This is a genomic window from Oribacterium sp. oral taxon 108 str. F0425, from assembly GCF_000214455.1.
GTDB lineage: Bacteria > Bacillota > Clostridia > Lachnospirales > Lachnospiraceae > Oribacterium > Oribacterium asaccharolyticum.
This window is the reverse complement of the sequence record NZ_AFIH01000001.1, coordinates 1,986,824-2,006,283: the sequence shown is the minus strand read 5'-3', so window position 1 is coordinate 2,006,283 and position 19,460 is coordinate 1,986,824. Positions and strand designations below refer to the sequence as shown.

The following is a 19,460-nucleotide window of genomic DNA, read 5'->3' as shown; positions in this document are numbered from 1 at the left end:
AGATATGCATCCTATTTAATGTAACGCATATTCATCGACAGAATGAGGAGGAACTATAAGCAAAAACGACAGAAGAACTGCTTCCCGAGGGGATGCAGTTCTTTTTCGTGCTTTTCATAAAGAGTATCGTGTACAAAGCGTGCGATATCTCATTTTTTTGAATAAATGATAGAAACCGTAAAACGCTGTTTTTAGTCTTTCTTTAACTGAAAACGTCCTACCAAATCATTCAAGATATTGGCCTGACCGGAGAGCTCCTCGGAAGCGGCGGCGGATTCTTCGGCTGTTGCGGTGTTGCTCTGTACAACGGAAGAAATCTGGTCTATTCCCGTAGATACCTGCTCTACAGCTCTGGACTGCTCTACGGAAGCCTCGGCAATCTGGTTAACCAATTCGGTCACCTTACCTGTTCCGGTAACCACTCTCTGTAAGGATTCCGCCGTGCTGTCCGCAAGGACGGTTCCCTGCTCTACGGCCTGCAAAGTTTCTTCAATCAGCATCGTAGTGTCTTTTGCCGCATTGGCGGACTTCTGTGCGAGGTTTCCGACTTCATCGGCTACTACCGCAAAGCCCTTACCGGCTACACCGGCTCTTGCCGCCTCGATTGCCGCATTCAGTGCCAGGATATTGGTCTGGAAGGCGATGTCGTCGATGGTCTTGATGATCTTACTGATTTCACCGGACTTCTGGTTGATGTTTTCCATAGCGGCCTTCATCTGTTGCATCTGCTTGTCGGAGTGACTGACTTCCTTACCGGCGTTCTGCGCTTCCGTATTGGCAAGGCGGGTATTCTCCGCAGTCTTCTTAATGTGTTCGGAGATGTCATTTACCGTAGCGGACAACTCTTCGATGGAAGAGGCCTGCTCGGTAGCGCCCTGAGAAAGTCCCTGTGCACCGGCACTGACCTGCTCGGCACCGGAATTGACCTGTACTGCACTCTGCTGAATCTCCGCCATGGTTCCGGAAAGGTCGGAGGTAATGTTGTTAATGGAATCGAAGAGCGGACGATATGCACCGCTATAGTATTCTTCATTCTTCATTTCCATATTGAAATTACCCTGTGCAAGCTCGCTGAGCTTCTCGGAAAGGTCGGATATGATGGAACGGATTCGGTTTACCACATCATTCATAGCATGCATAAGCGTGCCGATTTCGTCGTTGTTCTTGTAGGAGAGATCCATGGAGAAGTCTCCGGCAGACAACTTTTTGCCCGCTTCCGAAACCTTCTGTAAGGGCTTTAAGAAATAGGAAATGAGAAGGGAGGTGACAACGACTAAGAGAATCACGGTTGCAACTCCTGCTACGGCACCGATATTTACCAGACGGTCCACTTCTTTGTCATAGTCTTTTTCGGAAATATCCAGTCTTACCCACCAGGTGCTGCCGTGCATATCGATGGGGTTATAGTATTCCCGTCTTTCTTCCCCTTTTTCATTTACGATTTGCAAGGTAAAGGGCTTCTTTGCTGTCATTTTCTCGGAAATCGCATTGGCAGCCTTCTCCGGAAGAAGCTCCTGCAAGGTTTTACCGTTTACCGCTTCCACCTTACTGTGAATGAGTCCATCCCCGTCAATCAGATTCACAAACATGGAGGGGAATTCCGGATCCTGCTGGGTAATATTCAGTAAGATATCTTCTTTTACATCCAGAAGAATGACTCCCATAAACTGGTTGTTCGCCATAATGGGCTTTGTAATGGCGAACATTTTCTTTGTCGGATCGATAGAATCGCTGTACACCGGAGAAACGTAGGTATCGCCCTTGTTCTTTGCTCCGGTATAATAATCAATGTTTTGATACTTCTCGTAGGGGAAGTTCATGATTCGTCTGTTTTCCACTTCGGATCTTAAAAGAATCGGAGCATAATCTTCAATGCCTTTATAGAACGCATTCGGCTCGAAAAGAACGCCGATGTCTTCCAGATTTTCTTCTCCTTTCATATTGGAATAGAGTGCATTTAAGATAACGACTTCCGCATTGTAACGGGATGCGGGCAGAAATGAGTTCACTACACGGCTTCGGAAGCTTACGCTATCCATAGGCGTAATCGTTTGATCATTTCCTTTAACATCTCGAATTTTCCACGGATTTCCGGGGACCCCGCCCACTTCGTCGTTTTGCGCAAAGACAAAGCTGATACTTTGCTCAATGTTATCGGTAATAGCATCCAATTTGGTCATCAAGCCTTCCAAGTCTGAAGATGCGTCTGCGGACTTTTCCGCCATATTGGCATCAATCTTCTTATCCATTGTAATTTCAAAGCTATGGATTAAGAAATACAGTAATCCAAGCAAAACAAAAAAGGTCAGTGTTCCGAGAATGAGAGACATTTTCTGTCTTAATTTCAGATTCTCATAAAAAGACCCCTTCGCTTTTTGTTTCTTCTTCATGTTTTTTCTTTCCTCCCTGAAAATAGTAAAGATATGCATCCTATTTAATGTAACGCATATTCATCGGCAGAATGAGGAGGAACTATAAGCAAAAACGACAGAAGTGCAGGACGCAAATCTGTCGTTTTTGATATAAATTTCTTATATTTAGAATTAGGAAAATTATCCGGAAATTTTCAGAATCTCCAGGAGTAAAATCCAAGTCAGGCCATAGTAGCTGACTACACCGACCAAATCGTTAATCGTGGTAATCAGCGGACCGGATGCCGCAGCCGGGTCTACGCCGACCTTCTTAAAGAAGATAGGCGTTACCGTACCGACCAGAGAAGAAATCACCATGGAAAGCATCAGGGAAAAGCCGATGCAAGAAGAAATGGCGATGGCGATGTGCGCCGGTTGGTGCTTAAAGAAGAAAAGATAAGCACCGATGCCGACCAGGGAAAAGACGCCGATTACGAGACCGTTTAAGCCGCCGACAGCCATTTCCTTTCCGACTAAAGTCATTTTCTGCTTCCCGGTAAGACGTTCGTCCATCAAAACACGGATGGTTACGGCAAGAGACTGGGTGCCGACATTTCCGGACATATCGAGAATCAGGGACTGGAAAGCCATGATAATGGTAAGCTGCGCCACGACCGTTTCGAACAGGCCGACCACGGTGGAAACGACCAGACCGAGGAAGAGCAGAATGACAAGCCAGGGAAGGCGCTTCTTCACACTGTCGATAAGCGGTTCATTCAGATCCTCCTCCGCAGTAAGACCTCCCAAACGAGCGTAGTCTTCACCCATCTCATCATCGTAAACTTCCAAAACGTCCTGAGCCGTGATGACACCGAGGATAATGTTGTTTTCTCCTAAGACAGGAATCGAGTTCTCGGCATAGCCTTTGATTCGTTCCAAGCAGTCTTCAATCTTCTCATCCGCATAGACGAAGGGGTATCCGGTTTCCGTAATATCATCGAGATTGGTTTCTTTTCTGGCGATAATCAGTTCCTTTAAATCCACCGCACCGTAGTAGGAACCGTCTTCGTTTACCACATAGACCTTGGAAATGTTGTCATGCTCTGCAGCCTGTTCAATCAGAGAACGCATGGCTTCCCGGATATTTAAACGCTTATCCAGAAATACGAAATTCGTGGTCATACGGGAACCGATGAAGCTCTCGTCATAAGCCGCCAGAATCTGCAATTCGTTTCGATCCTTTAAACTCATCTTGGAAAGCCAGATGGTTTTTTTCTCGGGATTGGCTTCTTTCAGAAGATCTACCGCATCATCGGGTTCCATCTCGGAAAGAATGACAGCGGCTCTTTCGGAGCTCATTTCTTCCAAATAGAGGTAGCCGTGTTCGGCATATTCCATGACCTCGCCGAGACGTTCATTCTCTAGTGCATTATAAAGAATCTTTCGCTCGTCTTCCTCCAAGAGGGGAAGGGCGGAAGCAATATCGTTTGCGTGGTATTCTTCTAATTTTTCCTGAAGCTTTTCAATATCTTCGCCGCTGCGAAGCAAATCTATAATTTCCTGAACGTAGTCTTGTTGAACTCTTTCATTTTCGTTCATTTTTCTCTCCTTTCCAAAACTGCATGGACACAGGGAAAAAGAACTTGGAGCTTTCCCCAAAAACCTGCATAAGTGTAACACTAAAGGGAAGAAGATAGCAATGCTTTTATGGAGTTTTTTCTTAAGAGAGAAGAGGAACGGAATGATGGCCTGTAACTTGTTCATTGTATCCTCTGCTTCCTGTCTTTTATAGGCCTTAAAATCCTTGACAGTTCGTTGTTTTCTCTATAGAGTCAAAATCAAGATAAGGGGAGCGGAAAAAGGAGTAGGTATGCGGATTTTAATCGTAGAGGATGAGGTGCTGCTTGCGAAATCACTGCAGGAAATATTGGAGGATTCCGGGCATACGGTATCCTCGGCCTACGATGGGCAGGAAGGCTTGGAGCTTGCGCGTTCCGATCATTTCGACCTTTTGATTTTGGATTTGATGCTTCCTAAGTTAAACGGCTTTCAGGTCGCAAGAACACTACGTAAAGAACGAAACGGACTTCCGATTTTGATGCTGACGGCCAAGTCGGATATTCTGGATCGCGTGGAGGGGCTGGACTCGGGAGCGGATTATTATCTTACGAAACCCTTTGACAAGAGAGAACTGCTTGCCTGTATCAATGCGCTTCTCCGGAGACAGGGGAAGGAGGTGAATCAAATCAGCTTCGGGAATACGGCCTTAGACCTGGATTCCTCGGAACTGATTTGCGGAGAAAATATGATAAGGCTCTCCTCCAAGGAATTTCAGATGATGAAGCTGCTTCTTTCGGAGGGGAAAAATAACATCACAAAAAATACCTTTCTGGAAAAAATCTGGGGATATGAGAGTGATGCGACGGAAAACAATGTGGAGGTCTATATCGGCTTCCTCCGGAAGAAGTTGAAGTCCCTTTCTTCGGATGTCAGTATTGTGGCCAGCCGGGGACTAGGATACCATTTGGAGGAAGAAAAGCATGATTGAACAATTACAAAAGAAACTTACCCTGCTTTTATCTTCCGTGAGTATCTTTTTGCTTTTGTTTTTATTGGGATTTCTGTTTTTCTTTAATAGAAACAGTTTGTATGGAACCATGCGGAATGCGTTGTCTTCTGCCGTGACAAAACCGATGGATCGTTCTACTTCCGATTCTTATCCGATTTATCAGATTTTTATGAAGGAAAACGGAGAGATTTTGGAACATTCCGGAGAGGATTTTTTTCTGGAAAGCGATACCGAAGAGAAAGCGGTGCATGATGCCCTTTCCCGGATTAAGGAGGGAAAGGAGTCTTTTTACGGCTCGATGCAGGGAGGAAAGCTGCAATACTATTGTAAAAAAGATGCTCCGCCGGATGGAAAAACCGCCTATCGCATTGCCTTAACGGACTTCAGTAAGGAAATCGGGAACATTCGTCAGCTTTCCATAGTACTGCTTATTCTGTTTTTTGCGCTTTCCTTCGTGATTATCGTTTTATCGCGATTTTTTGTACGGAAAACGGTGGCTCCGGTGAAGGATGCCATGCTGTCCCAGAGGCAATTTATTTCGGATGCCTCCCATGAACTGAAAACACCGCTTACAGTGATTATCAACAACGTGGGAAACCTGCAAAAGAAGATAGAAAATGTTCCCGCTCTTAAGGGGGAAGAGGCGGAGGGAATCCGCAGTAATATTCGAGGAATCGAGGAAATGAGCGGGAGAATGAAGCATTTAACGGAATCGCTTCTGGACTTAAGCCGTCTTGAAAACTGGCAGGACCGAGGAAGTCAGCTGGAAACAGTCGATCTGTCCGCCCTCATAGAGCACGAGTGTATGTATTTTGAACCGCTCTTTTTCGAGAAGGGAAAGAGCCTGGACTATACCGTGGAAAAGGGACTCCATACTTTAGGGAATGAAAACAAGCTGAAGGAACTTCTTTCCATTTTGCTCGAGAATGCTCTGAAATACTCTCTTCCCGCCACTGCTACAGCACTTTCTTTAAAGAAAAAGAGGAATACTTTGTTTCTTTCCGTTTCCAATGCGGTGGAAAAAGAACTGAGTAAAGAGGAGAAGGAGAATCTTTTCAAACGGTTTTTCCGGCGAGATGAGGCCCATAGCGGAGGGGACGGCTACGGTCTGGGGCTGTCTATTGCAAAGGAGATTATTCTTATGCATAAAGGAACAATCAAAGTGGAGAGTGAGAAAGGGCGGATTTGCTTTCATGTTGCTCTTTCGGAAAAACTCTAAAAGTTCAATATTTTTATTCAATAAACAGGATAGGTAAAATTTGGCAATTTTTGTTCGAATTCTCTAATTCTATCCATAATAAATTTCTAAGTTTTGCCGATAAACTGACAGGGACTTTTTTACTGAAATAAAGTTCGGAAAAATCCTTCTGATAGGAGAAGACGGGAGGAGTGTACTATCAATGTTTACCGAGGTAAACAAAGCGAGGGAAAGCAGAGGAGTAAAATGATGAAGGAAAGAGAGAAAACTACCCTTTCCGGGAACGGTTTGTCACGCGGCCGTGTAAGAAGAAAGCATTTTGCAAAGAGGGGAATGGCATATTTCCTCACTTTTTTGATGCTTATGGGAAGCGTTCAAACTGTAACCTATGCAGAGGAAAATGCAAAAGAAATCGCAGGTCATCTGGAGCTTGGCGAAGAGAAGCCGTCTTTGGGAGAGACGGAGGCTTTAGTCAAGACGGAAGAAAGAACGGATCGACCGGAAGAAGCGGTCACATCCGAAACGACAGTCTCATCGGACACGACAGGAGAGTCGGAGGAGGGATCCTCTTTCGAGGAGACAAGTGAAAAGGACAAGACCGAGCTCTCTTCGTCTGAAGACGGGAATGAGGCTATAGAATCCGAAGAGAAGAAGAAAGATTCTTCGGAACAAAAATCCGAGGAAGAGCTTAGCGAGGAAGAGAAGGCTAAGCTTTCTGAAGAGGGAAAAAAGGAAGAAGAGAAGGCGGAATACCTGAAAGCCTCTTCTTTTAGTGCACAGGCAGAATCGGGGCTTACCGTAATTGCTTCTTTTCCTGATGACACTTTCTTTGAGGGCACCTATATGAAGGTGGAACCTGTAGAAGAGGAAGAAAAGATAGAAGAAGCAAAGAAAGCGTTGGAAAAGGAGTTTCAAAAAGAAGATCCTGATGCTGAGTCCGAGATAGAAGTCTTAGAGTCGGTGGATATTTCTTTTTACCGTGAAATAAACGGAGAAGTGAAGGAAGTGCAGCCTAAGAAGGGAAAGAAGGTGGAAATCTCCCTTCAAAAAACGGAAAAGATTAAGGAGGCACTGGGCGGAACGGAAGCGGAGCAGGAAGCATCCGCTGAAGAAGAGCTAAAGATTGTACACCTTTCCGATGAACATCCGACAGAGATTCTCCCGGTTAAGGAAGAAGGAGAGAACCTTCTTTTTTCGGCGAAGCATTTTAGTACCTTCTCGATAGGAAGGAGAAAAAGAGATTTAAGTCAGGCCGGACACGAATTAAAGGCCTTTTGGAAGGAAGCACCTGACCCCAATGCGGGAACAAATAGGGCAAGTTCAGGACACAGTTATACGGATGGAAGTAATGGGGAGATGCGTAAGCAAACAGAACTAAGCATTATTCCTCCGGAAAATAACTCCAATGCCGTGAATACAACTACTTTAGGGGTTGAGCTTACCTTAAAGGGAGATAAAAACACGGTCTATAAGAAGGAAACAGTAAATCTATATATTCCCGCCCGTATCTTCAAGGGCTGGGAAGACGGTTATAGTGACAATCCAAGTCAAGATGATTATTTTAAGAAGAATAAAATCACTGTCTCTGCAGACAGAGTGAATTGGGTATACAAAGAATTACCCGGAATCATTCACGGTCTTCCCAAGGCCCCGGCAACAAATGCCCAAAGCAGCTTTAACTATGAAGTTGTGCCGAAGACGGTGGACGGCAAGACGGAGCCATACCTTCATTTAACGAACTATAATGATCTTAGCGGAGGCGTTCTGTTTAAGGCGGATATCGGCTACAACATGACGCCCAGTATGCTGAAAGTGGAAGATCGGGTGGTGAACGGCGCGCATAAGGGAGTGTATGAGTACAATTTCCCTGTGAGCCTGGAAATCACGGAAAACGGCAATACTGTTGATTCAAAAAGCCAGGATATGTCTGTTCATGTGGAAACCGAGGTCAAAGAGACAAAAGTAACGCTTAAGCCCGGTACTGCGGATGTGAACGGCGGTGTTTTCTTTAACTGGGATCCTGAATGGGGGGATTTGAATCATTGGGATCCTGCTTGGGGCACTAAGCCGACAGGGAATCCCAAGGATTATTTCTATGCTGTATGGTATGTGAGAGTGGACAGAGCAAGAGGAAGCTCTCAGCCTTTTAATTATCAGTTTGTCTTGGACCAGACGGGACTGACGGAGCAGGAAAAGGCCGGGGGAGAATTGGTCGGTGCCAAAAAGATGCCTATGGATTATAGAAGAGATTATTACATCTATAATGAGGATGGAGGCAATAACATTGAGGTTTATGCCCAGGGCGGCTATAAGAATATTGCCAAATATATGAATGGAACGGATCCGGATCCCAATGGAGCTGACAGATACCTTGTAAACCCGATGGGACAGGAACAAGTGGGAATTTCCAAGGATCCCAGCCTGTATAAACTTCCGGACAATGAACCCTACTTAACGGGACATAATTATTCCCCTTCGGGAAAGTACAATTCGCAGCTCTATGCCTTACTGTTTAGATATCCTTACTCAAAAATGAAGGAAGTAACGGACCTCTACGATAAAGGCATGAAGATTTCCAACCAAATAAAGGTTACAGAGTCTTGGGCGGATGGCCACACAAGAGAATTCACTGTAAGACCGAAAGAGGATATGGTGATTTATCCCCGTCCGGGCGGAGGAGGAAAGTTCTCCTTTAATAAGTATGGAGTGGATCTGAGACAGAATTATCTGGATATCTTCGGTTTACAAACCATCTATAAGGACGGCACTCCGGCACCTTTACGGTACGGAAACCGGACGAAGAGCTTTACCTTATCTACTGAGTATACTGCAAAAAATGATAATGTAGTCATGGATTCGGGAAGTACGAATTACAGCACCACGAAAAATGATCCGGGAACATCGTTCGGATCAGGCGTTACTCTTACAGACGGAAAGTATTATCTCTTATCCTCTAAGATAAGGTACCCGAGTACCTTGAACGGAAAGTATGTAAATAGCAATCCTGATAAACCGGATCTGGAAGGTCTGGTCAACAATACCAATACCACGGACGATGTATATCGCGGGGATAAGTACACTTTGAAGGACAAAGACTATTACTACAGCAGCATTTATTTGGAAGGCATGAAAGTCTACGATGTAGAAAAGGTCGATACAACTGCCAGTGAGAACCTCGTTTCCTTTAACCAGAAGTCTACCTTGAGAGAACGAAAGGATAATTACCCGCCGGTAGAGATATGGCTAAGAAAACAAGGAGCCGGGGAAGGGGATTTCTTTAAGTACGGAGAATTGTATTATGACAATACGGGAGTCTTGCGTTTTAGACCTGAGGCAGGGTATGAAAACTGGACCAGTACTACGGATAAGGATAGGCCAATTGACTGGAGTAATCAGCTTTCCTTAGTGAATGAGAAGTTTGGTGCGCCGATAGTCGGATTAAAGCTTATCCAGAATTCCCCTTACTACAGAACGGGCTTTGATGCAAGTTATACTATGCAAATCACTCCGACTCCGGAGATGCAGAATGCCATTTCGGAGACTATGGCCAGAACGGATGACTATAATATCAGCTTCCTTGCCGGAGCTGCGACTGCGGAGGGATGGCAATATAGAGATCCGAATCCTACTAAGCTTCGTATTGGACAGTACTGGCCTCAAGTGGGTTACGCCTTAACGCCCTTGCAGATTAACTCCGTGATGTACAAGAGCAGTGCAAATTTTGTGGATCATCCGGAGAAAAGTGCACAAAGTATGACCGTGTATTTAGAAGGGTCGAACACGGGAAATTTGCCGACCAGCTTACAGGGACCGGAATACACGAAGAAGTATACGTTGAAAAAGGGGACGGTCTATGATCTTCTCCCCGCCGGTACATCCGTAGAAGAAGACAGCATTAGGGTATCGGGGTGGCTTGGCGGCTGGGATTTGGATAATGCTTCCGAAAAGCTGACAAAGGATGAAAATTATACCGTTCGTTTTGAGGACAACTGGAAGGGCTCCAAACAGACGATGATGATCATCGATTTCACCATCCCGGATGTGAAGCAGTCTTGGAGCTCTTATCATAACCGTAGCGGTTGGAAGGTCATGTATACCCTTTGGAACCCTTACACGAATATAGTGGATCGAGGAAGGTCGGTTAAGAACACGCTGGGCTTTATCAATAAAGACAAGAATACGGTCTGGAACGGAAACTACATTTCGGAGGAGAGAGGCAAGAATCCGGGTGTAGAGAAATTGACATTCTATAAAGACATCAAAGAAAAAGCGGCAGAAGAGAACCCTCGGTTCACGACTTCCGTAATTGACAGGATAATGCCTTTCGGTCCGGTAACCGTATTGGAGGCGGCTTTCACCAATGGTGTCTCTACAGCCATTGACCCCAACTTCCTTTCAGACAATGTCAGCTATATGGGAGATCCCTATAGCCATCGTCTCCTGTATCAGGCTCAGGCAACTACCAGAACCACGGATATCGTACTTTTTGATGTTCTGGGAGATACGGAGGAAAGAAACGGAGATTTTAACGGTGTAGATATAAGTTCCATGCTGACTAAACCCAGCTATGATAAAACAAATTCTAGTAATACGGATACGCTACTTCCTAAGGTGTACTATGCGACTGTAGTGCCAAGCAAAGAGGAGATGGATGTCTCTAACCCAATCTGGCACGTATGGAATTATGAGAATGAAAGCACGAACACCGTGGATCGAAAGTTAATCAAGGCATTGGCATTTGACCTTCGGAAAACGCAGAACGGGAAGAACTTTATCTTGGATCAGCAGGGGCTGTTGCTGGCAAAAATCAATATGATTGCTTCAACGGACAAGAGTAAGGTTGACCCGGAAGTGAAAGTGAACAACAATAAGGCGTACATGTACAGCACTCAGTTTAAGGGAGCAGATGTACCGCTAAGCTCAATTCCGGATGTTCAAACGTCCACAAGCAGTCATCGTTTAGTAAAACCGCTCATTTTCGACTTGCCGGTAAGAAAGGATTATGACTTTAAGGAAGGAAGCTCTCCTCCCTCCATTAAGGAATGGTTTACTTTCGTGTTGGAGAGAGCGGATGGAGAACCGGTTTTAAACGAAGACGGAACGACTGTTGCAGAAATGAAGAATCCGGATGATCATGGCGGATTGATGGTATTTGAAAAGCTTCGACTATTGAAGCCGGGAACGTATACTTTCAAAATTAAAGAAAAAGGAAAGAATAAAGCGGCGGGTGCCGGCGTGAAGAGCGAGGATATGGGAGATAAGTTTGTTACGATTACCGTGACGGACCCGGACCATAAGAAACTGGTATCAGACTTAAAATACACGAAGGACAAGCCTCTTACCTTTAAAAATATCTATGTTGTCAGCGCCTTGGATATGGAGCTCAAGGTGGATAAAATTCTTACCGCGGCTCCGGGATTAAAGAAACCGGATATCAGCAATGCTTTTTCCTTTACTTTGGAAAGAGTAAGAAAAGACGATTCTCCGCTTCCTCCCATGCCTATAGGAGCCGGAACAAAAGACAGCATGACGCTCACGAATCCCGATAAGGATGGAGGAGAAATAAACTTCGGCAGTATTACAATAGAGAACCAGGGAGTATATGAGTACATTATTAAAGAAAGCGGATTTTTCCATGGCGTGGTAAATGATCCTCAGTCGGAAAGAAGAATCAAAATTTCTGTAAAAGATGTAGGGTTAGGAAAGCTCTTTGCCCTGGTAACCGGAGATGAGCCGGAATTCACCAATACTTTTGAACCGATTTCGAATGAGGAACGAATTGAGTTGGAAAAGAAGGTATCCGGAGCAAGTCCTGCAACGCCTGCCCTGTTCCGTTTCACTTTGCGCCCTGAAGAGACCGGTGGACAGCCTATGCCGATAGGCAGCTCGGCAGACAGCAGTACGATAGAACTGGCGGGAGAGGGGCACACTGATTTTGCACCGATTACCTTTACCAAGCCAGGAGTATTCCATTACACCGTTGAGGAGGTAAATGACGGGATAGCAGGATATACCTATGATCCTTCCGTATATACGCTTAGCTTCACCGTAACGCAGAGCGAGGATGATATTTACAATCTGATTGTGGATCGAAAGATTTATAAGGACGGTGTAGAGGTAGAAAACATAGTCTTTCATAACCAATACAAGTCGAATTCCGGTGGCGGTGGGGGAGGAAATCCTCCGAAGCCGATTCCGGTAGGGCCTGTAACACCGGGCGGCCCCGGAGAAAAGCCGCAGGAGCCTGAAAAACCGACTGTACCGGATGTACCGGAGGAACCGACACCGACTCCCGGTGAAAATGTTCCGCCTGCTCCTACGATTCCGGAGAGAATCCGAGAGATTGAAAAGAGAATCGGAGAAATTCTCGGAGAAGGTCGTAAGCGTCCTTTGACGGAAGCGGAAAAGAAAGAGCTAAAACGTTTGGGAGAGGTTTTGGGCGCTCTTCGAAAAGAACAGTCCCGAAAGGTACGTACAGCCGATGCATCGCATATGATTTGGTATGCTTTTGCATCAGCGATTAGTTGCCTCTGCCTTGCTCTCTACTATCTTGTGGATAGAAAAAAGAGAAGAAGATAAGAAGATATGAATAAGATGTCTCAGGCTTCGCCTGCGCCACTTGTTATGAACGAGATACCGCACGCTTTGCGAGCGATATTCGATGAGAATGAAAAAGCGAGAGATTCGGCAGATGCCGAATCTCTCGCTTTTTGTATCCGCTGTAGAAAAAATGCGAAGCTTCCTAGGCCGTGCCGAGCGAAATCGCTCTTTTCTTTGTGCATATCATAAAGATTGCTGCGATACAAAGTCCGGCACCGAGGAAAAGGTAGGGGAATTCAAAGTAGCCGTTTGTTCCGTATATTTCGAGTATGCCTTTATAAATAGAGCCTACCGTAAGTGTTGCAATTCCGCATTTCCATAGGAAACGGGAATATGTCGGGAGAGCTTTCTTAAGACTATGCAATAGGAAACTTGGCACAGAGAGCCCCAGGAAGGGAATTAAAAAGGCGTAAAGCATATAGTTTGAGTATACGCCATGGGAGAAATACTCGTATATTTGAGAAAAAACAAAGACAAATACAGAAAGGAATAAATATCGGATTGTCTTTTTCATGACTGCTTACCTCCTATATAAAGAATGTCGCTGACGGCTCTTTCCTGTGTCGAATGTCCGTTTGTGGTCGGCGTATTGATTACCTCTCCCTTAAAGACCATGGTGGAAGATCCCCCGCCGTCCAGATTGTAGGCATTGACAACCCCGAGACTCTTCATAAAGCTTGCCAGCTCATAGAGACTGAGTCCTGCGCTTTCACTTGTTCTTCCGTCCGAAACTACAAAGACATAGTGATTCTTTCCGAGATAGCCGATAGCGGTTCTCGGGTTACTGGCCATAGCCATGCCGACTTCCTCATTTTCCGTAACGGAAATACTGCCGTCTTCCAAGAGTACCGGACCGAAGGAAAATACCTGTAAGGCTCCGTTTCCAAGGAGAGTCTCGGCGGAAGTTTCTCCTTCTGTCACAAATTCAAATTCTCCGTTTTTCATGATGGCAAGAGCGTCTCTGTTTCCGGAACTGTTTCGGTATAGACTTCCGTTACGGATGACATAGCCGCTTTGCCTTGCCCCGTAGTAGTCTCCGTTAATGGCTAGGATGGCATTGTTATCGTTTGCCATATCGGAGGTGGTATCCGTGATATTTCTACCGTAGGTATTACTTGCGAGGGCGGTCTTTAAATAGGAAACATCCGATACCGTAACATCTGCAACATAAATTGCGCTGTCGTACTCCCGGTATTCCTTAAGTGTTATGGAAACATTGCTGTCGGAATAGCTTCCGATTACGGTTCCGCCTTCCACGGTGGAGGAAGCGGTAAGGTTTGTGCTGCCTCCGGTATTTGCGCTATTCTCGGAGGTATCATTTGCTTTGGAGCTGCTTACTGCGCTTCCCGAGCTGTTTTCAGCTTCGCTTGTGCTTTGTCCCGTGCTATAGCTGCTATTTCCGTTTGTATTTTCCGTAAGAGAGTCCTCTGCGGATTCGGAAAGGCCCAGCTTTTCGTTGATTTTGGCTTCGATACTTTCCCTTATACCGCTTGTTGCCTCGATGTTGGCACTCTCTGCCAGGACTGTCTTCATCGGATGCGGGATGACAAAGGTATCGAGGAGTGCATAGCTTGTATAGGAAAATAAGACCAGACCGTAGAGAAGGCCCGCTTTTTTTGTATTCAGTCTTTTCAATGGATTTCTCCCTTCTTTATGGTGAACATTACGGGGTAATGCTTGTGTTCTAAGTTCGTTCCTCTCGATTCACACGGTGCATTCTCGGTGCGTTGTCTGTGCTTCACGCGGTGTATTCGTTGCGAAAAGGTATATTTTCATTGTGAAACGGTGCATTTTCCTGTTTGGAAAAAATGAGGTGCTTCTGTACAAAGTAGGACAGGATAAACAAGAGAATTTCGGTGATGATTTTTGCCAGGTAGGCGTTCACGCCGAGGATCTCTACGACAGCACTTAAGAGCAGCGTGTTCATGGCAAAGAGAGATAGGGCAAGTCCCAGGTAGGAGAGGTATTCTTTTAAATGCTCTCTCTTTGTGCCCTCGGAAGCATTTTGGAAAACATAGTTTTGATTCATAAAAAAGTTGCAGTGTAAGGAAATGAGTCGGGCAAAAGCATTTGAAAAAAGGATGCTTCCGCTTAGGGAAAAGCTCAAGGTATAGAGCAGAAAGTCGATACAGAAGGAGAGCAGGGAGCTTGAGATAAACTTCAAAATCTGGCTGTAAATCCGGATGGAATCCTTCACGGTATCAAAGTGACTTTCTTCATTGTCGTTAATGTAAATGGTTTCAATAGGATATTCTCGAATAGGAATTCCCTCCTTTGCAAAGTCTAAAAGCATATTCATCTCGTACTCGTAGCGATTTCCCTGAATTTTGAGAAGCTTCGGAATCAGTTGTTTTGAGAAGGCTCGCATTCCGGTCTGAGTGTCCTCTACCTTTACACCGGTAGTGAGAGAAAATACCTTTTTTGTAATGTAATTTCCGATTCGGGAACGGAGCGGAGAGTCTTTGGACTGTGCCCTGGATCCGAGAAGAAGGCTTCCTTCGTTCTCTAGGGACCTCTGTAGGAGGAAGAGAGCATCCTGTATGGAATGCTGCCCGTCCGCATCGAGGGTGATGACTTGAAAGTCATCGTTTACGGTATTCAGGTAGGAAAGCCCTGCTTTTAAGGCTGCGCCCTTCCCTTGATTTTTCTCGAGGTGAATTACTGTTGCAAGGCTCTGCTCCTGGATTTTATGGAAGAGGGGAAGATAGTCTTCCCCTGAGCCGTCATTCACCACTACTACCTCGAGTCCCCTTGTTTCCAGAGACTGTATAAAGGAAATCAAATTTTCGTTCGGTTTATAGGCCGGTATTAGGGCGAATTGTCTTTTCATGCTTTCTCCTTTCCGGGAAGCTCCTAATTGGTCGGTGTGCTTCCACTTGTAGCATCATTTGGTTTTGCTGCATTATTTGTATTCTGTTTTTGTGAGTTGGCTTCATTATTGTTTGGCTTTGCACTTCCGGCATTGTTCGGCTTCTGCGGTTTATTATGTTGGGAATTTTTATTGCTGCTACTTTTGGACTTATTCTTTTTCTTGGAGCCGGAATTTTGTCCCTGATCCTGATGTTGTCCGCTATGCTGTTCGTTGCTTCCCATCATCGGAGGTTGACCCTGCATTCCGCCTTGACCGTTTTCACCCATGGGAGGCATTGGTGGGCGTCCCTGGTCATTACCGTCGTTCTGCCCGTTGTTGCCCATCATCGGGGGTTGACCCATACCATTTTGACCATTATTCTGGCCACGTCCGCCACGTTGGCCCTGTCCACCCATAGGAGGCTGTCCCTGCATTCCGCCTTGACCGTTTTCACCCATGGGAGGCATTGGTGGGCGTCCCTGATCATTACCGTCGTTCTGCCCGTTGTTGCCCATCATCGGAGGCTGTCCCATGTCATTCTGACTATTGTTCTGTCCATGGCCGCCGTGCTTTCCGTTACGGCCGCCCATAGGAGGCTGACCTTGCATTTCGCCTTGACTGTTTTCACCCATAGGAGGCATTGGTGGGCGTCCCTGATCATTACCGTCGTTCTGCCCGTTGTTACCCATCATTGGAGGCTGTCCCATGCCCATTCCCATTCCCATACCGCCGTTTCCGATGGTATTGGTGGTGTTATTGATGGTTACGGATTCTTCATTGCTGCCGGCGCTCACTTTATAGGTCTTACCGTTTTCCAGCTCCGGACTGCTGTAAAGCACGGCATTGTAGCTCTGTGCGAGATTGCTTGCAGAGAAGAGTTCTTTTCCGGACTCATCACTGATTTTTATCGTGTCTCCGGCACTGCCGTTTCCGCTTAAATAGTAAACAATACTGTTCTGTGTGGAATTGTTTCCGTTAAATCCCTGGAACATCCCGGAATTACCGCTTGCAAGGATGGTGCCGCCAGTCACGGTTGCCGTACCGTCATAGTCAATCGGGGCATTACCGCCGTCAGAGGGACCGTCTACAATAATGGTTCCGCCGGACACATTCAGGTCTCCGTTTGAGTCGATACCGTCTCCACCCGGAACAATCTTGATAGTTCCTCCGGAGATATTGATAGCGTAATTTACGCTGGAGTCGTCTTCGGACTCTCCGGCAGCATTAATGCCGTCATCCGTGGAAGAAATGGCAATGTCTCCGCCTTCCACATTTACGGTAATTCCTTCCAAGTCCTCGTTGGAGTTCTTGATATTAATGGTACCGTCCTTCACCGTCAGGGTATTATCTGCATGGAGCGCATCGTCTCCCGCGTTGATGTCGATGGTCCCTTTTTCAACTGTGACGTCACCCTTCGAGTGCAGTGCGTCCTCTACCGTTGTGATATCCAAGGAACCGTCCTTTACGGTAAGGAGCTTCTTCGCGTTTAAACCGTGGTGAGAAGCAGTGATGGTGTAAGTTCCATTTTCAATGGTAAGATTCGTCTTACTGTGAATGGCGTCCTCATAGCCACCCTCTACCGTGAGCTTTCCTTTTCCGGATATCGTGATGTCGTTTTCACTGTAGATAGCCGCATCATAGGCTTCTTCTGCGGTATCGGTCTTTGTGTTTTCATGAGAGTTACCATCTCCATTCTGTGCATTTGTACTTTCAGTAGAAGTATTTTCCTCTTCCGTATTGGCGGCTCTCTGATCGCTTACCGTATTTTCCGTATTTTCATTAAGGTAAATATTCAGATTCCCTGTTTCTCCGACAATCGGGGCGACTTTCGAGTTAGATAGGGAGAAATTATCGAAGATAAAGTTTACATTGCCGTCAGTTTTCAGTTTGATCTGTCCTTCACTGAGCTTTCCGCTAAACTGATAAGTTCCCGCTTCGTTGATGGTGATGGTTTTTCCGTCTGCTGTTGCGCCGTTGCCATTAATGGAAACTGTATCATTTTGAATGGTAATGACGGTTTTCTCGCCCTTGGTAATGGCTTCAGCATTAGAAAGGGTTGCGGCATTCGCATTCTGTCCGGATGCGCTGCAGGCATTTAAGGCCAGTACCATTCCGATTCCCAAAAGGGATAAGGCTACGTTTTTCTTGTTTTTAATATTCTTTTTCATAAGCTCCTCTTTTCGATTAAAGTTGTTCTCTGATTTTGGGGAAGGACTCATTTCCTTTCCTGCAACGAGAATACAAAGTGAAGCTGAAATGAAACTGAAAAATTTCGAGGAATTTGTGAAGATAATGTGAAAAGATAAAAGATAATATGAAGATAAAAAAAGAACGGGAATGGTCTGATTGGGGAGGGAGTGTTTTACGGAGAAAAGGGGAGATTACGTGGGAAAAAGATTGTTTCTTAGTGGTTGTCAGTAAACCGAGGAAGATGTCTTCTTATTTAGAAAGCTTTCCCGTTAAACAATCCATTTCCACCACCTCATCCGCCACCTCCTGTAAAAAGGCATAGTCGTGAGACACAATGAAGAAGATTCGATCCTCTCGAATGGCGGACTTTAAGAGACGGGCGATACGAAGCATATTCTTCTGATCCATCCCGCTGGTGGGCTCATCAAAGAAGAAAAGCTTTGCCTCCTGATAGAGGGTTGCGGCAATGGCCAGTCGTTGCTTCTGCCCGCCGGAAAGACTCATGGGATGGCGGTCCTTTAACGCGGAAAGTCCCAGTGTGCTGAGGAGTTCTTCTTTTGTCGTATGACATGGCTTTGGCTTGTTTTGTTCGTTTTCCTGCCCGTCTATTATCCCCTCGTATCTCTCTTTCAGACTTCGTTTTTGTCCTGTCTTCCCCAGTTCCATTTCTTCTTCCACGGAGTCTCCGAACAATTGCTGATTCACGTCCTGCATAACCATAGCGGAAAGAGCAAGACGCTGTCTTTTTGAGAGCTCTTTTCCGAACAGGGAGAAATGACTTCCTCTTTCATTCTCTAAGCCGCTGAGTTTACGAAGGAAGGTGGACTTGCCAATTCCGTTTTCTCCCACAATACCGTAAATCTTTCCAAAGGAAAAAGAAGCACAGTGTTCTTCCTTTTGATATTTTAACGCTCCTTCATTTTTCCATTCCGGAAGAGAAAGGCTTGGTTTCGTTCTTGCACGAAGCCCCATGGCTTTGATATTTTCCTCCGGAAGCGCCAGAAAATCCTCCCGGGAAAATAACTTGCTGAGTCTTCCCTCTTCTAAAAAGGCTACCCGGTCAACGAAGTCCATCAGATAGTAAAGGCGATGTTCAGCCACAAGAATCGACATCCCTTTTTCTTTTAGGGTATGGAGCATGGTTTTTAGAACGGCAATGGAGCCTTCGTCCAGATTAGAAGAGGGCTCGTCCAGAACAAGAAAGGGACAGCCGGAGAGGTAGGCGGAAGCAAGGGCAAGAATCTGTTTTTCTCCTCCGGATAAGGCGAAGATATTTCGTCCCAGCAGTTTTTCAATGGGGAAAATGGAGAGAAGCGCTTCCATTCGCCTGTCCATTTCAGCTCGGTCCAGTCCCATATTTTCCATGGTGAAAAGCAATTCTCTTGTGGTGTTAATATTAAAAAAATGGGTTTTCGGATTTTGAAAAACGGTGGCAATTCGTAGGGCGATTTTGTAAATGGGAAGGGAAGACAAGTCTTCTCCCTGAAAAAGGACTTTCCCCCTGCTTTTTCCGTTGTAGTACTGGTAAGCCAGACCGTTTACGGCATGAATCAGGGAGGATTTCCCACTGCCGCTTTCTCCCGTAAGAAGCAGACATTCCCCCTCTTTCATTGTGAGGGAAATATCCTGTAGCACCGGGGCGGAATCTCCGTAGGATAGAAAAAAATTTTCGAAAGCAAGCATAAAAACTCCTTTTTTACC

10 protein-coding genes are annotated in these 19,460 nt (G+C 45.6%); 3 read left to right on the top strand and 7 right to left on the bottom strand.

What is annotated here, in order from left to right; all coding sequences use genetic code 11:
• Positions 1-191: 191 nt before the first annotated feature.
• Together HMPREF9124_RS09230 and mgtE are read right to left on the bottom strand one after the other, a co-directional pair.
• Positions 192-2,390 (bottom strand): methyl-accepting chemotaxis protein, encoded by a 2,199-nt coding sequence (locus tag HMPREF9124_RS09230; protein WP_009429497.1) that lies wholly within the window; start codon positions 2,388-2,390, stop codon positions 192-194.
• A 162-nt stretch (positions 2,391-2,552) separates the two neighbouring features.
• Positions 2,553-3,950, bottom strand: coding sequence for a magnesium transporter (gene mgtE, locus HMPREF9124_RS09225; RefSeq protein ID WP_036597811.1), 1,398 nt, complete (start codon positions 3,948-3,950; stop codon positions 2,553-2,555).
• A 271-nt stretch (positions 3,951-4,221) separates the two neighbouring features.
• Here mgtE and HMPREF9124_RS09220 point away from each other — a divergent pair, with 271 nt between their 5' ends.
• The 3 genes from HMPREF9124_RS09220 (at position 4,222) to HMPREF9124_RS09210 (ending at position 12,697) form a co-directional block, all read left to right on the top strand.
• On the top strand, positions 4,222-4,899 hold the full coding sequence (locus tag HMPREF9124_RS09220; protein WP_009428762.1) for a response regulator transcription factor: 678 nt from the start codon (positions 4,222-4,224) through the stop codon (positions 4,897-4,899).
• Positions 4,892-6,139 (top strand): sensor histidine kinase, encoded by a 1,248-nt coding sequence (locus tag HMPREF9124_RS09215; RefSeq protein WP_009429668.1) that lies wholly within the window; start codon positions 4,892-4,894, stop codon positions 6,137-6,139. Before HMPREF9124_RS09220 ends, HMPREF9124_RS09215 begins: the two co-directional genes overlap by 8 nt.
• Before the next feature lie 225 nt (positions 6,140-6,364).
• A complete protein-coding gene (locus HMPREF9124_RS09210; RefSeq protein WP_050791213.1) occupies positions 6,365-12,697 on the top strand; it encodes a Spy0128 family protein in 6,333 nt (2,110 codons plus the stop codon).
• Positions 12,698-12,860: 163 nt separating this feature from the next.
• Here HMPREF9124_RS09210 and HMPREF9124_RS09205 read toward each other — a convergent pair whose 3' ends face one another.
• The 5 genes from HMPREF9124_RS09205 to HMPREF9124_RS09185 all read right to left on the bottom strand — a co-directional run bounded on the left by HMPREF9124_RS09205 (position 12,861) and on the right by HMPREF9124_RS09185 (position 19,442).
• Positions 12,861-13,232 carry a hypothetical protein gene (locus tag HMPREF9124_RS09205; protein WP_009428137.1) on the bottom strand — a complete coding sequence of 124 codons (372 nt, stop codon included), beginning with the start codon at positions 13,230-13,232 and terminating at the stop codon, positions 12,861-12,863.
• Entirely contained in the window at positions 13,229-14,353 is a 1,125-nt protein-coding gene (locus HMPREF9124_RS09200) for a phosphodiester glycosidase family protein (RefSeq protein WP_009428796.1), read from the bottom strand. Before HMPREF9124_RS09200 ends, HMPREF9124_RS09205 begins: the two co-directional genes overlap by 4 nt.
• 103 nt (positions 14,354-14,456) lie before the next feature.
• On the bottom strand, positions 14,457-15,548 hold the full coding sequence (locus HMPREF9124_RS09195; RefSeq protein WP_009429245.1) for a bifunctional glycosyltransferase family 2/GtrA family protein: 1,092 nt from the start codon (positions 15,546-15,548) through the stop codon (positions 14,457-14,459).
• A 23-nt stretch (positions 15,549-15,571) separates the two neighbouring features.
• Positions 15,572-17,737: a carbohydrate-binding domain-containing protein gene (locus HMPREF9124_RS09190; RefSeq protein WP_242821582.1), complete on the bottom strand. Its 2,166-nt coding sequence runs from the start codon at positions 17,735-17,737 to the stop codon at positions 15,572-15,574.
• A gap of 271 nt (positions 17,738-18,008) precedes the next feature.
• Positions 18,009-19,442, bottom strand: coding sequence for an ABC transporter ATP-binding protein (locus tag HMPREF9124_RS09185; protein WP_009428149.1), 1,434 nt, complete (start codon positions 19,440-19,442; stop codon positions 18,009-18,011).
• Positions 19,443-19,460: the final 18 nt, after the last annotated feature.